Source organism: Amorphus sp. MBR-141 (assembly GCF_053628695.1).
Genome location: NZ_JBRJGW010000017.1, coordinates 66,051 through 80,055, shown reverse-complemented (window position 1 = coordinate 80,055; position 14,005 = coordinate 66,051). Strand labels below are relative to the sequence as shown.

The window sequence follows — 14,005 nt, the reverse complement described above, 5'->3', positions numbered from 1 at the left end:
CGCCCTCGCCGCCCGGCTCGACAGCCTGATCGCCCTCGTCGAGCGGGCCGTCCCGCCGGTGGCGCAGGCGCCCGAGTTCGACGCCGCCGACGCCTTCGTCTGGCATCCGCGCCCCGGCCGGCTGGAGCCCGTGCCGCGCGTCAACCGCGTCGAGATCGGCCTGCTCAAGGGCGTCGACCGGATGCGCGACCAGCTCGTCGACAACACCGAGCGCTTCGCCCGGGGCCTGCCGGCCAACAACGTGCTCCTGTGGGGGGCCCGCGGCATGGGCAAATCGTCGCTGGTGAAGGCCGCTCACGCCGCCGTCAACGCGGCGCAGGACATGCCCCTCAAGCTGATCGAGATCCACCGGGAGGACATCGAATCGCTGCCGGGCCTGATGGCGCTGCTGCGCGCCTCGGAGCACCGGTTCCTGGTGTTCTGCGACGACCTCTCCTTCGACGGCGGCGATGCCTCCTACAAGTCGCTGAAGGCGGTGCTGGAAGGCGGCATCGAGGGACGGCCGGCCAACGTCCTGTTCTACGCCACCTCGAACAGGCGCCACCTGCTGCCCCGCGACATGATGGACAACGAGCGGGCGACGGCGATCAACCCGGGCGAGGCGATCGAGGAGAAGGTGTCGCTGTCGGACCGCTTCGGCCTTTGGCTGGGCTTCCACAAGTGCAACCAGGACGAATATCTGGCGATGGTGTCGGGCTATGCCGACCATTTCGGCCTGGCGGTGGCGCCCGACCGGCTGCGCACCGAATCGCTGGAATGGGCCACCACCCGCGGCGCCCGCTCCGGCCGCGTCGCCTGGCAATATATTCAGGATCTCGCCGGCCGCCTGGGCACGCCCCTCGACGTCTGAGTGGAGATCCGAACCGGATTTCGCTTCCGGGTCTGAGGCTTGGGCACATATCCTGAAGTGCCTGGGGCAGCGCCCCGATGAGCCCGAAGCGATCCGAGCGAAAAGGAACGGCTCAAGCGGTCGAGTCCGGGCCCGTTCATGGGAGCGGGAGACTGACGGAAAGCCGCCTTCCAGCTCCCCTCAGCTCCGCTCTAAAGCAGCGCGTCGATCTCGGAGGCCGGCTGGGGAACGAAGAAGTAGTGGCCCTGGGCGAGGTCGCAGCCGGCGTCGCCCAGCCAGTCGAGCTGCGCTTTCGTCTCGATGCCCTCGGCGACCGTGGTCAGGCCGAAATCGGCCGCAAGCGTCACGATCGAGCGGACGATCTTGCGGTTCTCCTCGCGCGCCGGTAGGGCGGAGACGAACGACCGGTCGATCTTCAGGCAGTCGAACGGCAGCTCGCGCAGATGGCTCAGGTTGGCGTAGCCGGTGCCGAAGTCGTCGAGGGCGAAGCGGACGCCCTCCGCCTTCAGCTGGCGCAGCGTCTCGGCCGTCCGTGCCCAGTCGAGCAGCGGCATGCCCTCGGTCACCTCGATCTCCAGCCGCCGTGCCGGGAAGCCGGTGCCGCGCAGCACCGACAGGATCTTGGAGGCGAGGCACGGATCGTGGAACTGCTGCGGCGAGACGTTGACCGCCACCTTCAGCTCGTCCCAGCGCCGCGCGTCGACGCAGACGCGACGCAGGATCTGGAAGAACAGGTCGCCGATGAAGCCGCCGGTCTCCGCCGTGCGGATGAAGCGGTCCGGACCGATGGCGCCGTCCGACGGGTGGATCCAGCGCGCCAGCGCCTCGACGCCGACGATGTCGCCCGTCCGCATGTTGACGATGGGCTGATAGTGGGGGATCAGCTTGTCGCGACGCACGGCTTCGCGGACCTGCCCGCTCCAGTCGAGCTGCAGGTCGCGGGGAAGCAGCTGGGAGGCCTGCGCCGGCGGGATCTCCCCATGGCGCGCGCCGTGCTTCGTCGAAATCATCTCGCGTCGTCCGCCCTGTAGTCAGTGTTCTTACGATAGGTCGCGTCGTCGTCGTTACGACAGAGCGCGTCGTCGGAGTTACGTCGGGCAACCGCGCCCGGATCGCCCCGGACGGCATGCCGGCCGAAGCGTGTTCGCGGCAGTCAATTGCAAGCGATGTCTTCCCGTTCGGCTGTCGACAGCCGGTCGGCAAAGGCTTCGGTCCAGTCGCCGGAGAGCCGGGCCGCCCAAAGCGGACGAACGCGGCACCGTGCAGTCCCGCCAACACTGCGCAACCCGCGCCCGCGAGAGGAACGGCAAGAAGAACGCCCGCTCCGCAACAGAGCAGGAAAGATGGAGACTACATGGCAACTCGGGAATTGACCATCGAAAAGCAGCGGGCCCCCGGCCCTCGCCGGCGCCATGACCGCGCCAGGTCATTTCCCGTCCGGATCGCAGCGATCTGAACGAAGGGGAACGGCTCAAGATCTTGATTCCGGGGTCATTTCCACGCGATCGGGTGCGCCCATCCGATCGGAAGAGGCTGCAGGCAAGCTTTCAGGGCGCTCGCCCCTTGGCCGAGCCCGAAAGGCGGCCGTTTTGCCGCCCGTGACCCGTCAGGGACTGCGGCATCGGTCACCGACCCATTCGCCGGGTCGTCGCGACCTGACGTCATCGTGATCGGGGCCCCGGCGCCGCTCAGATCGAAGCGAGCGGACGGGATCGAACGGGCACTGGCGAAGGGCGACGGAGGCTGGAAATCCGGTTTCGAGGCGATCCGGAAACGCTCTGCCGCCAGAGGCGGGGTGGCTGGGGGACCAGGATTCGAACCTGGACCAACGGAGTCAGAGTCCGTTGTTCTACCGTTAAACTATCCCCCACCGGGAACCGGCGCCGGTCCGAAGCACCGCTTCGGACGATCGCGTCGCACGCCGGATGTAACGAGAGCGCGTTCCTAAAACAAGACCGCGCGGATGGGAACCGTCTGGGGCAAAAAAAGTGGACGGCGGCTGTGGACCGTTGCCCTCACGCCTGGCCGGGCCGGTCGCGCGACAGGCCCTTGGCGTCGAGCTCGGCCAGGTACGCCGCCCAGAGCCGCTCGCGATCGGCGGCGAGCGTCTTCAGGTATCGGTAGGTGAAGATCCCGGTCGAATGGCCGTCGTCGAAGGTCAGGCGCACAGCGTAGTTGCCCACAGGCTCCGCGCCGGAGAGCTTCACGGCACGCTTGCCGCCCACCGTCTTGCGGTCGGCCTCGCTGTGGCCCTTCACCTCGGCCGAGGGCGATTCGACCCGCAGATACTCCGCATCGAGTTCGCTCTCGGTGCCGTCGTCCCAGCTGATGGCGAGGACCTGCCGCCCGCGCTTCACGCGGATCTCGCGCGGCCATGGCGTCGTCTCTGAAGTCATGCCGGCTCCTCGGCTCCTCTGCATCTGCGCCCGGGCTGCCGCGAGCCCCCATGCCCCGGCCTGACCGGCCGATGCGGCGGAGGGACAGCACGCCCTCCCGGCTCGATGCCTCATCCATAGGTATGGATGCCCTTGTCGGAGGCAACCCGGACCGTCATATTCGGTTGTATATGGCGGTGTCGACGGCCATGCGCCGCGTCCCGGCGCGCTCACCATCCGACGGCCACGGCCCGAGCGCCTGGGGCGAACGGTGTGCGGGCGGCGGCACCGGCGCCGCGTTTCGCGCCTTCGGGCATCGACGTGCGTGCCTATCGACCTGCGAATGGAGGAACGGTCCCGATCATGGGCGATCTGAACATCCAGCACCTGACCGGCACGGCGCGCCCGCAGCTGGTCGACCCGTTCGGCCGCGAAATCACCTATCTCCGGATCTCGGTGACCGACCGCTGCGATTTCCGCTGCGTCTACTGCATGGCGGAAAACATGACGTTCCTGCCCAAGCGCGACCTGCTCACGCTGGAGGAGCTCGACCGGCTGTGCTCGGCGTTCGTGGCGCGCGGCGTGCGCAAGCTGCGGCTGACCGGCGGCGAGCCGCTGGTCCGGCGCAATGTGCTCGACCTGTTCCGCTCGCTGTCGCGCCATCTCGCCGACGGCAGCCTGGAGGAGGTGACGCTGACCACCAACGGCTCCCAGCTGTCGCGCTTCGCCGACGAACTGCGCGCCGCCGGCGTGCGCCGGGTCAACATCTCCCTCGACACCCTCGATCCCGACCGCTTCAAGGCGATCACCCGCTGGGGCGATCTCGGCAAGGTCATGGACGGCCTGCGCGCGGCGGAGGAAGCCGGCCTGCACGTGAAGATCAACATGGTGGCCCTGCGCGACGTCAACGCCGAAGAGATCGAGCCGATGATGCGCTTCTGCCACGAGCGCGGCCACGACCTCACCCTCATCGAGACGATGCCGCTCGGCGACATCGATGGCGACCGCACCGACCAGTTCCTGGCGCTCTCGGAGGTCCGCAGGCGGCTGGAAGCGCGCTACACGCTGGAGCCCCTGCCCGACCGCACCGGCGGCCCGGCGCGCTACGTGCGCGTCCGTGAGACCGGTGGGCGGCTCGGCTTCATCACCCCGATGACCCACAATTTCTGCGAATCGTGCAACCGCGTCCGTCTCACCTGCACCGGCACGCTCTACATGTGCCTGGGCCAGGAAGACGCGGCCGACCTGCGCGGCCCGCTCCGGGCGTCCGAGGGCGACGACCTTCTCCACGCCGAGATCGAGCGCGCCATCGCCCGCAAGCCGAAGGGCCACGATTTCGTGATCGACCGGCGCGGCCAGGCTCCGGCCCTCACCCGCCACATGTCGGTCACCGGCGGTTGACCCCGGCGGCGGCGTCCGGTTCGGCCGCCCGCCTGGCAATCGCGCCGGCCGGCCGTCGCCGGGGATCGCCGCGGCTGCCGGCCGGACCGCCCGCGAAAACCCGTGCTACCGACAATTGTGCTTGCCACAGGGGCCGCCCCGCTGCCAAAGCGATGGCATGATCCTCCGCAAGACAGCTTCCCTGAGATCGCGTCCGCCGGTTCTGATGGTGCTGGTTGCGGTGTCGATGCTGCAGCCCGTCGCCATCAACATGTACGTGCCCTCCCTGCCGGGAATGGAGCGCGCGCTGTCGACCGACGCGACCAGCATCCAGCTCACCATCACCGTCTACCTGATCGCCACGGCCATCGGGCAGATCATCATGGGGCCGCTCTCCGACCGGTTCGGCCGCCGCCCGGTACTGCTCAGCGGGCTTGCCCTGTTCGTACTCGGCAGCATCGCCTGCGCGCTCGCGACGACGATCGGCACGCTGCTGCTGGCGCGGGTGCTCCAGGCCATCGGCGCCTGCGCCGGCCTGTCGCTCGCCCGCGCCATCGTGCGCGACACGTCGGGTTCGGCCACCGCGGCCGGCCGCATCGGCTACCTCAACATGGGCATGGCGATCGCGCCGGTGTTCGCGCCGGCCATCGGCGGGCTGCTCGACCAGGCCTATGGCTGGCGGGCGAGCTTCAACTTCATGACCGCGATGGGCTGCATCGTGCTCACCTACGCCTTCGTGGCGCTGGGTGAGACGCGGCCGGTGACCGGCGCCGCCTCGTCGTTTCGCATCTGGCTGGCCAGCAGCGGGCGGCTTCTGAGCCTCCGCACGTTCTGGATCTTCGCCGGCACCCTGATGCTTCTCTCCACCATGTTCTTCGCCCTGATCTCCGGCGCGCCCTATGTGGCGATCAAGATCCTCGGCGTCAGCCCCGGCGAATTCGGCTTCTATCTGATGCCGATGGTGCTGGGCTACATCTGCGGCAACTTCGTCACCGGCCGGTTCGGCGCCTCGATCGGCGTCGGCCGGATGATCAGCATCGGCAACGTGCTGACGCTGCTCGGCCTGTTCATTTCGATCGGCCTCTACCTGCTGGGCTTCCTCCACCCGCTGGCGCTGTTCGGACCGATGATCCTCACCGGCGTCGGCAACGGCTTCTCGCTGCCGAACGCCATTGCCGGCGCCGTCAGCGTCGCGCCCGAGCTTGCCGGGGCCGCCTCGGGCGTCGCCGGCGCGCTGCAGGTGGGTGGCGGGGCGATCGCCACCCTCATAGTCGGGCGCCTGTTCGACACGGACGCCCTCGCCGGCACGCCGTGGCCGATGTTCATCCCGATGATCCTGGGCGGCGTCTCGGCCCTGTGCCTCGGCTTCTTCGCGAAGAGCCGGCTGCTGCAGTAGCCGGCTGCCGCACCGCGACGGCCCCGCGTCAGTCCTCGATGACGATCTTCGGCTGCGGCCGCGCACCCGCGGCGGCCTGCCCCAGCCCGTCGATGACCCCCGCCGCCACGTGCAGGAAGGCCAGCGCCTGCGGGCTCTCCGGGGCCGCGACCACGATCGGCGAGCCGCCGTCGGAGTGCTCGCGGATCGACATGTGCAGCGGGATCTCGCCGAGGAAGCGCACGCCCACCCGCGCCGCCTCGTCGCGGGCCCCGCCGGTGCCGAAGATGTCCGAGCGCTCGCCGCAGTGCGGGCAGACGAAGTGGCTCATGTTCTCCACGATGCCGAGGATCGGCACGTCCACCTTCTGGAACATCGCGAGCCCCTTGCGGGCGTCGATCAGCGCCAGGTCCTGAGGCGTCGAGACGATCACCGCCCCGGCCAGCGGAACGTTCTGGGCGAGCGTCAGCTGGGTGTCGCCGGTGCCGGGCGGCATGTCGACGACCAGCACGTCGAGCTCGCCCCATTCGACGTCCCGCAGCATCTGGGTGAGCGCCGAGACGACCATCGGGCCGCGCCAGATCATCGGCGCCTCCGGGTCGACCAGGAAGCCGATCGACATCACCTTCACGCCATGCGTCTCGAGCGGCTTCAGCCGGTTGCCGCCGACGGTCTCGGGCTTCTGGGTCAGCCCCAGCAGGCGCGGCATCGACGGCCCGTAGATGTCGGCGTCGAGGATGCCGACCGCCAGGCCCTGCGCGGCCAGCGCGAACGCCAGGTTCACCGCCGTCGTCGACTTGCCGACGCCGCCCTTGCCGGAGGCGACTGCCACGACGGACTTGATGCCGGCGATCGCGCCCGATCGCGCGCTCTGGGGCGGCGCGGCCTTCGGGCCGGGCTTCGGTTGCGCCGGTCGGCTCGGCGCTGCGGCTGCTGCCGGGGCCTGCCCCGCGGCCTTTTCCGCCGTCAGCGCCACCATGACCCGCTCGACGCCGGGGATCGCCCGCACGGCCTCCTCGGCACGCTTGCGCATCGGTTCGAGCGTGTGGGCGCGCTCGGCCGGCACGGTGATGGAGAAGGCCACCCGGCCGTCCGACACATAGATCTCCGACACGAGGTTGAGCGAGACGAGGTCACCCTGTCCGTCCGGTCCTGGCACGCGTGCGAGCTGCTCGCGCACCATCTCCTTCGTCGGCGTTGCCATTTGTCGATGTCCCGATCTTGTCTGTGGCGTCGTTGGCGGTGTCAGGTCCGTATCCCTAGAGCATTTCCCGGGCAGATCGAACTGGTCTAAAGGAAGCGGATCGGATCAAGCCGTTGAGACCGGTGCCCTTTCCGGTCGTTCGTCTGATAGCCTGGCCCGAGACCATCTCTGCAAGCGCGCCTTCGCCGGTCCGACAGGCACGCAGCGGTGGTCCGCTTCGGCCAGCCCCAATGGAGTCCCATGTCCCGATCCGACCTGAGCGCGATCCCGGCCGTTGTCCTCTGCGGAGGACGTGGGAGCCGGATTGGCGGAGACAAGGCCTTCCGCACGCTTTCCGGCCGGCCACTCCTCGCCGTGGTGCTGGACCGGTTGACGCCGCAGGCCGGTGCCATCGCCATCAACGCTCCCGACGGCGATCGCCGCCTCTCCCGCTTCCGCCTGCCGGTGATCCCCGACAGCGCCATCGGCTGGCCCGGTCCGCTGGCCGGCATCGCCGCCGGTCTCGCCTGGGCCCGCGGCAATGGCGCCTCCCATCTCATCGTCGTCCCCGTCGACGTGCCGTTCCTGCCGGCCGATTTCACCGCCCGCCTCTCCGCCGAGCCCGACGCACGCATTGCGGTGGCCACCTCGGGCGACCGCGTGCACCCGGTTGCCGGACGCTTCTCGGTCGATCTCCTGGACGACGCGGCCCGCTTCCTGGCCGGCGAAGGACCCCGCTCGATGATGGCGTGGATCGAACGGCACAAGCCAAGGCTCGTGCCGTTCGGGCCCCAGTCCGTCGGCGGCAGCCGCGTCGATCCGTTCTTCAACGTCAACACGCCCGAAGACCTCGCCGAGGCCGAGCGGCTGCTCGCCCCTCCCGAGGGCGCCTGACGGCCGAGGCGGCTCACGGCGTCATTCGTCTGCGCTGCCGGTCTCCGCACGGATCCAGTCGAGAAACGGCCCCGAGCCCCCGGAAACCGGTACCGCCACCACCGCCGGCGTCTCGTAAGGATGCTCGGCGACGATCGCCGCGGTGACCGCCTCGACAAGGTCCGCGCGTGTCTTGGCGAGCATCGACACCTCGGCGTCCCGCTCGATCGCCCCCTCCCAGCGGTAGATGGAAATCATGCCGGGAAGGATGTTCACGCAGGCCACCAGGTTTTGGCGGACCAGCGACGCGCCGATCGTCTCGGCGACGCCGATGTCGGGAAAGGTCGCATAGACCAGGGTGAGATCGCCGTCGCGCATGGTCGCTTCCCGCTTGCCTGGAGATGTCGCCGGCATGGAAACCGGAACCGGCCGCGATTCCAACCCCCGTCATCGCCCGCGGCGCGCGGTGTGACCTCTCTGCACTGCCGTTGGCAGGCCGGATGGGGCATGCTAGATGAAACAGCCGCGTCGCACCGCCCGCGGCGAAGTGGAAAAACTTCGAAAATTCAATAATTTAGCGCGATCCTCTGAAACCACGCCGATGATGAGGCCGCTCAGGCGGCCGGCGGCGCGCGGCCGGACCCAGCCCATGACCCCTTCCGCCCAGACCGCGATCGCGTTCGTCGCGAGCCCGTCCGACGAGGCCGAGGGGGCGCGCGACGAACTCGTTCGGCTGTACGGCGACATCGCGCCCGAAGAAGCCGACGTCATCGTCGCGCTCGGCGGCGACGGGCTGATGCTGGCGACGCTGCACCGCTTCATGAACACCGGCAAGCCGATCTACGGGATGAACCGCGGGTCGGTCGGCTTCCTGATGAACGAGTACGGCGTCGACGATCTGCACGCGCGCATCGACCGGGCCGTCACCACCGCCATCCGGCCGCTGCTGATGACGGTCACCGACGCGCACGGCAGCGAGCACACGGCGCGCGCCATCAACGAGGTGTCGCTGCTGCGCCAGACGCACCAGGCCGCCAAGCTGAAGATCTCCATCGACAAGCGCGTGCGCCTGGACGAACTGATCTGCGATGGCGTGCTGGTCTCCACGCCGGCCGGCTCCACCGCCTACAACCTGTCGGCCCACGGCCCGATCCTGCCGATCTACGCGCCGTTGCTGGCGCTGACGCCGATCAGCGCGTTCCGGCCGCGCAACTGGCGGGGCGCGCTGCTGCCGAACCACGTCACCGTCCGCATCGACGTCTGCGACCACGCCAAGCGACCGGTCGCCGCCGCCGCGGACCACGTCGAGATCCGCTCGGTGGTGCGGGTCGAGGTGGCCGAGGACAAGCATTCGCGCAGCCTCGTCATGTTCGACCCGGACCACAGCTGGGACGAGCGGATCCTGACGGAACAGTTCCGCTACTGACAGGCGGTCACGGGGAGACGTCGGCGATGCGCTCCTGGTTGCTGGTACCCGTCGACAGCGCGCGCGCGCTGGAGTGCGCACGCGCCTCCGGCGCCGACGTTCTGGTGCTGAATCTGGCGGATTCCGTGGGCTCCGAGGCCCAGGCGGCCGCGCGCGAACGGGTGTGCGCGTTGATGGCCTCAAACTGCGCGATTCCGCGCGATTCGCGCGTTTTCGTGCGCATTCACGGCCTGCGCACGGCGGCTGCGCGCAGCGACCTCGCAGCGGTCATGCGCACGGCCCCCGACGGCATCGTCCTGACGGACTGCGATGGCGGACGCGACGTCGCCCGGCTCGACGCGATGCTCACCGTCTGCGAGGCCGAGTTCGGCCTGCCGGACCTCTCGACCGGGATCGTCGCCGAGGCCACCGCGCGCGCCGAGGCGCTGTTCGGGCTCGGCACCTACCGGGGCGCCAGCCGCCGCCTCACCGGCCTCGCCTGGGACGGAGCGGGCCTGGCCGCCGACCTCGGGTCGACCGCCGCCCGCGATGCCGGGGGCGCCCTCAGCGATCCCTGGAGCCTGGCCCGAACGCTCTGCCTGGCCGGCGCGGTCGCGGCGGGCGCCCAGCCGATCGACGCGGCCTACCCCGACGCCCGCGACCTCGCGGGCCTCGCCCGGGAGGCGGAGGCCGCCGCCCGCGACGGGTTCACCGGCAAGCTGGCGATCCATCCGGACCAGGTGCCGGTAATCAACGCGGCGACCGGTCGGGCGGGACCGCCCGCCCCGCTCAGCCCCGCGGCTTCCAGTGGTGCGTGATCGCCTCCAGCACCGGCCGCGGCCGGTCGATGGGGGCGCCGTCGGCGCGGCCAATGTGGACGAAGCCGGCCACCTGCTCGGTGGTCTCCAGGCCCAGCAGCTTGAGGGCTTCGGAATCGTAGGCGTACCATTCGGTGATCCACTGGGCGGCGAAGCCGTGGCCGCAGGCGGCGTGGACCAGGTTCATGCAGGCCGCACCCGCCGACAGGATCTGCTCCCACTCGGGGATCTTCGGATGCGATCCGGCACAGCTGATCACCGCGACGACGAGCGGGGCGCGGTCGAACCGGCGGCGCTCCAGCTCCAGGCGGTCCTCGCCCGCGTCAGGGTCGCGCTTCTTCACCAGATCGGCCAGCAGTTCGCCGAATCGGCTCCGCGAATCACCCTCGAAGAGGATGAACCGCCAGGGTGCCAGCTTGCCGTGGTCGGGCACGCGGGCGGCGATGGTGAGAATGTCGCGCAGCGTCTCTTCGTCCGGCCCCGGGCCGGCCAGGCTGGCGGCGGGAACGGAACGGCGGGTGCGCAGATGCTCGAGAAGATCCGTCATCGACTGCAGAATCCCTTGCGGAACGGGAGTGGGAAAGGGTGCCCCTTGGGCCGCGAAGGGGGCAAATGCGGGGCGAGAAAGCCTTGTGGCCACGATATCGACATCGTATTCAGCATCTAACGGTATCCGAACGACGCGAAAAGGACCGGCGGCCCCGCAGGCTGCAGACGGTCGTGACGAGCGAAGAGGACCAGACGGGATGAAGGTGATGGCGACCGGGCGACTGATGGCGGTCGTGGCCCTCCTTCTGGCCCTGGGCGCCCCGGCGATCGCGGCGGACGTCCCCGTGCCGCAGGCCAAGCCGGACCCGAATGCGGTGTCCGACCGGCAGATCCCGGACTTTTCCACCGTCTCGAATTTCCCGGTGCTGAGCAGCCCCGCCTTCACCTCGACGCTGTCCAACTACGCCTCGCCGTCGGAGATCGACACCGGCACCCCGTCGGACGTCGACACCGCGCTCTACCTGGTCGCCAAGCTGACCGACGACGGCCGGCCGCTCGACGCCGGCGTTCACTGGCGCGTCTTCGCGGTCATCCCGGATCCGGACGGGCGTCTGCCGCTGATCGCCGAGCGCGAGGGCGGCGACGCCGAGTTCCGGCTCAAGCCCGGCCGCTACCTGGTGCACGCGTCGTTCGGACGGGCGACGGCGGCCAAGCGGATCGACCTGTTCCGCGACGTGCAGACGGAATCGTTCGTGCTGAACGCCGGCGGCCTGAAGCTCAGCGCGGTCATCGGCGCCGACGACCAGGTTCCCAAGGAGCCGCTGTCGTTCTCCATCTACGAATCGAACGACGGCTTTCCGGACGGGCGGCGCCTGATCGCCGACGCCGCTCCCGACGAGGTGGTCCCGCTTCCCGTCGGCACCTATCACGTGGTCAGCCACTACGGCTCGGTGAACGCCGTGCGCCGGGCCGACCTGGAGGTGAAGGCGGGCAAGGTCATCGAGGCGACCATGCGCCACCGGGCGGCGACGGTGACGCTGAAGCTGGTCGGCGAAGCCGGCGGCGAGGCGCTGGCCGACACGGCCTGGACCGTCTACACGCCCGGCGGCGACATCGTGGTGGAAAGCGTCGGCGCCTTCCCCACCTTCGTGCTCGCCGACGGCGACTATTCGGTGGTGGCGAAGAACCGCGACCAGATCTACAGCCGCAACTTCAAAGTCGATGCCGGCGAGGACCGCGAGGTCGAGGTCGTCGCCAACAACGCGGTGAACTGACGTCCGCGTCCAACTCGACGCGACCTGGCCGAACGAAGCGACCCAGGCCCTTTGCGCGGTAGACAGTTCGGACGTGCAGAGGGCGGGCGACGGTTGGATTGGGGCAGCGCCCCCGAGCTGCACGCCAGCTCCCGGAACGACCCTCCTTCACTCAGCCGTTCTTGAGCTTCGCCACGTGACGGGCGAGTTTCCCCAGCGTCTGCCCTCCGTATTCGACCGCGCCGAAGCCGATCGCCCATTCGCGCCGCTCCCGCGACGGATGCATCTGACGGAGCGTCAGGACGGTCTTGCCGTCACTCTGTTCGTCGAAGGTGACGAGCATCCTGAACCGACCGGGGTCGTTGTCCTGATCGGCCCCGTGCTCGACCTCGATGAGCGCGGGGGCCTCCATGCGGAGGAAGACCATCCGGTTGGTGTACCGGGTGCCGTCCGCGGCGACCATGTCGAACCGCCAGACCCCGCCCGGAGTGAGGTCGATCTCCCGGGTTTCGATCGCCATGCCGTCCGGTCCGAACCACGCGCCGATCTGATCCGGGTCCGCCCAGGCCGCGTAGACGACGCTCCGGGGGGCATCGATCACGCGGGCGAGAACGATTTCGCGGTCGAGAGGCCAGTCTCGCCAGGGGGAGCTGGGGGCGTTGGTCGGGTCATTCATGGTCCGGTCCCTTTCTCGTCATGCGCTCGATGTGGGCTTCCATGCGATCGAGGCGTTCCTCCCAGGCGGAAATGTGCTGGTGGATCCACGCTTCGGTCGCCCGAAGGGCGTGCGGCTCGATCCGGCAGGTGCGAACGCGCCCGGATTTCTGAGAGGTGATCAGCCCGCTCTCTTCAAGCACGCGCACGTGCTTGAGCAGCGATGGAAGCGCCAGCTCGAACGGCTCGGAAAGCTCGCTGACGGATTTCGGGCCATCGCACAAACGGCTGACGATCGCCCGCCGCGTCGGATCCCCGAGCGCGGAGAAAGCCCTGTCCAGATCGGTCAAACACTTAGCCATGTCGGAAAGTATCAGCGCGGGCCTCGCGCGGTCAAGAAAACTTTCACGATTGGCTAAGTTTTAGATCTGGCGTCGAACGTTCGTGCGTCGGCTGACGATCCCGAAGATATCCGCGATGCGCACGGCTTCCGGCCTTGCGGCCAGCGCTATTGCGGCTTGATCCGGTAGCGGTAGCGGTAGGCCTCAGCGAAGCCCAGACGGTCGTAGAGGCGCAGGGCGCCGTCGTTGGCCACCGCGACCTGCAGATAGGCGCTCGTGGCGCCGAGGCCCCTGCCCCAGGCCAGCAGCGCCTCGATGAGGGCGCAACCGAGCCCCCGCCGCCGCGCGTCTTCGGAAATCACCAGGTCGAACAGGCCGACGGCTTGCCGCTCATAAACGGCAAGGCCGAATCCGACCGCACGGTCGTCGACCAGCACCGTTGCGAAGCCCGCCGGCACGGCGATCGCCTGGACGATGGCCGCGTGGGCGGTGGCGCTGGATGCCGACAGCCCGGTCAGGCGCGCGAAGCCCTCCATCCAACCGTCCGACGGAGCCGGCTCGACCCGCACCGAGCGGGCCGCGGGCGGGTCACTGGGCGCCGCAGGGGCGAGCGGAGCGGTGAGCACCACCGTGGGGCTGAAGACCGCATAGCCCGCGTCGTGGAGCGCCGCGTCGGCCTCGGGCGGCGCCAGCGGCGACAGGCGGAAGACGGGCTTGAGCCCGCACGCCGGATAGAGAGTCTCAGCCGTCTCCAGCACGCCCTTGAACGACGGATGCGGGACGCAGGCGTTCACCGAGTTGGCGCGGTTGGTGTAGCCGTCGCCGAGCCGGTAGAGCCAACCGTCGGCCATCACGGTCCGCCGCGACGGCCATGCGTTGAAGGCCCGCTCCTCGAGCGCCTGGATGTCGGTGAGGCTGATCATCGCAAGGAGTTATCCACGGCGGCCGCCGGCCCGCAATGCCAGGACAGTTCACGCTGAAATGCGAGAAGGCCGCGCCCGGTGCGGAC

The 14,005-nt window shown here is 69.4% G+C and carries 15 protein-coding genes and 1 tRNA gene; 7 read left to right on the top strand and 9 right to left on the bottom strand.

Annotated elements, in window-relative coordinates; all coding sequences use genetic code 11:
• Positions 1-25 precede the first annotated feature (25 nt).
• Positions 26-850 (top strand): ATP-binding protein, encoded by an 825-nt coding sequence (locus tag ACSSVZ_RS20450; RefSeq protein WP_453972645.1) that lies wholly within the window; start codon positions 26-28, stop codon positions 848-850.
• Positions 851-1,041: 191 nt separating this feature from the next.
• On the opposite strand, the gene ACSSVZ_RS20445 is transcribed toward ACSSVZ_RS20450, so the two are convergent.
• The 3 genes from ACSSVZ_RS20445 to ACSSVZ_RS20435 form a co-directional block, all read right to left on the bottom strand.
• Positions 1,042-1,860: a putative bifunctional diguanylate cyclase/phosphodiesterase gene (locus ACSSVZ_RS20445; protein ID WP_453972592.1), complete on the bottom strand. Its 819-nt coding sequence runs from the start codon at positions 1,858-1,860 to the stop codon at positions 1,042-1,044.
• Between the two features lie 786 nt (positions 1,861-2,646).
• Positions 2,647-2,720: transfer RNA gene (locus ACSSVZ_RS20440), tRNA-Gln, on the bottom strand.
• A gap of 145 nt (positions 2,721-2,865) precedes the next feature.
• Positions 2,866-3,246 carry a gamma-butyrobetaine hydroxylase-like domain-containing protein gene (locus ACSSVZ_RS20435; RefSeq protein WP_453972591.1) on the bottom strand — a complete coding sequence of 127 codons (381 nt, stop codon included), beginning with the start codon at positions 3,244-3,246 and terminating at the stop codon, positions 2,866-2,868.
• Between the two features lie 342 nt (positions 3,247-3,588).
• On the opposite strand from ACSSVZ_RS20435, the gene moaA reads away from it, so the two are divergent.
• Positions 3,589-4,626, top strand: a complete 1,038-nt coding sequence (moaA, locus tag ACSSVZ_RS20430; RefSeq protein WP_453972590.1) for a GTP 3',8-cyclase MoaA — start codon at positions 3,589-3,591, stop codon at positions 4,624-4,626.
• Positions 4,627-4,783: 157 nt separating this feature from the next.
• Positions 4,784-6,001: a multidrug effflux MFS transporter gene (locus tag ACSSVZ_RS20425; RefSeq protein WP_453972589.1), complete on the top strand. Its 1,218-nt coding sequence runs from the start codon at positions 4,784-4,786 to the stop codon at positions 5,999-6,001.
• A gap of 28 nt (positions 6,002-6,029) precedes the next feature.
• Here the strand turns inward: ACSSVZ_RS20425 and apbC are convergent, their stop codons facing one another.
• Entirely contained in the window at positions 6,030-7,184 is a 1,155-nt protein-coding gene (apbC, locus tag ACSSVZ_RS20420) for an iron-sulfur cluster carrier protein ApbC (protein ID WP_453972588.1), read from the bottom strand.
• 240 nt (positions 7,185-7,424) lie between these two features.
• On the opposite strand from apbC, the gene mobA reads away from it, so the two are divergent.
• Entirely contained in the window at positions 7,425-8,057 is a 633-nt protein-coding gene (gene mobA, locus ACSSVZ_RS20415) for a molybdenum cofactor guanylyltransferase MobA (protein WP_453972587.1), read from the top strand.
• A gap of 21 nt (positions 8,058-8,078) precedes the next feature.
• Here mobA and cutA read toward each other — a convergent pair whose 3' ends face one another.
• Positions 8,079-8,414, bottom strand: a complete 336-nt coding sequence (gene cutA / locus ACSSVZ_RS20410) for a divalent-cation tolerance protein CutA (protein ID WP_453972586.1) — start codon at positions 8,412-8,414, stop codon at positions 8,079-8,081.
• 271 nt (positions 8,415-8,685) lie between these two features.
• Between cutA and ACSSVZ_RS20405 the strand changes: the two genes are divergently transcribed.
• Positions 8,686-9,462, top strand: coding sequence for an NAD kinase (locus ACSSVZ_RS20405; RefSeq protein ID WP_453972585.1), 777 nt, complete (start codon positions 8,686-8,688; stop codon positions 9,460-9,462).
• A 26-nt stretch (positions 9,463-9,488) separates the two neighbouring features.
• Positions 9,489-10,259, top strand: a complete 771-nt coding sequence (locus ACSSVZ_RS20400) for an HpcH/HpaI aldolase/citrate lyase family protein (RefSeq protein WP_453972584.1) — start codon at positions 9,489-9,491, stop codon at positions 10,257-10,259.
• Here the strand turns inward: ACSSVZ_RS20400 and ACSSVZ_RS20395 are convergent.
• On the bottom strand, positions 10,231-10,806 hold the full coding sequence (locus tag ACSSVZ_RS20395) for a nitroreductase family protein (RefSeq protein ID WP_453972583.1): 576 nt from the start codon (positions 10,804-10,806) through the stop codon (positions 10,231-10,233). The genes ACSSVZ_RS20400 and ACSSVZ_RS20395 overlap by 29 nt on opposite strands.
• 208 nt (positions 10,807-11,014) lie before the next feature.
• Between ACSSVZ_RS20395 and ACSSVZ_RS20390 the strand changes: the two genes are divergently transcribed.
• Positions 11,015-12,022, top strand: a complete 1,008-nt coding sequence (locus tag ACSSVZ_RS20390; protein WP_453972582.1) for a hypothetical protein — start codon at positions 11,015-11,017, stop codon at positions 12,020-12,022.
• 151 nt (positions 12,023-12,173) lie between these two features.
• On the opposite strand, the gene ACSSVZ_RS20385 is transcribed toward ACSSVZ_RS20390, so the two are convergent.
• From ACSSVZ_RS20385 to ACSSVZ_RS20375, 3 genes are all read right to left on the bottom strand, one after another.
• On the bottom strand, positions 12,174-12,677 hold the full coding sequence (locus ACSSVZ_RS20385) for an SRPBCC family protein (RefSeq protein ID WP_453972581.1): 504 nt from the start codon (positions 12,675-12,677) through the stop codon (positions 12,174-12,176).
• Positions 12,670-13,005 (bottom strand): ArsR/SmtB family transcription factor, encoded by a 336-nt coding sequence (locus ACSSVZ_RS20380; protein ID WP_453972580.1) that lies wholly within the window; start codon positions 13,003-13,005, stop codon positions 12,670-12,672. Before ACSSVZ_RS20380 ends, ACSSVZ_RS20385 begins: the two co-directional genes overlap by 8 nt.
• Before the next feature lie 158 nt (positions 13,006-13,163).
• Positions 13,164-13,919, bottom strand: a complete 756-nt coding sequence (locus ACSSVZ_RS20375) for a GNAT family N-acetyltransferase (protein WP_453972579.1) — start codon at positions 13,917-13,919, stop codon at positions 13,164-13,166.
• Between the last annotated feature and the right edge of the window lie 86 nt (positions 13,920-14,005).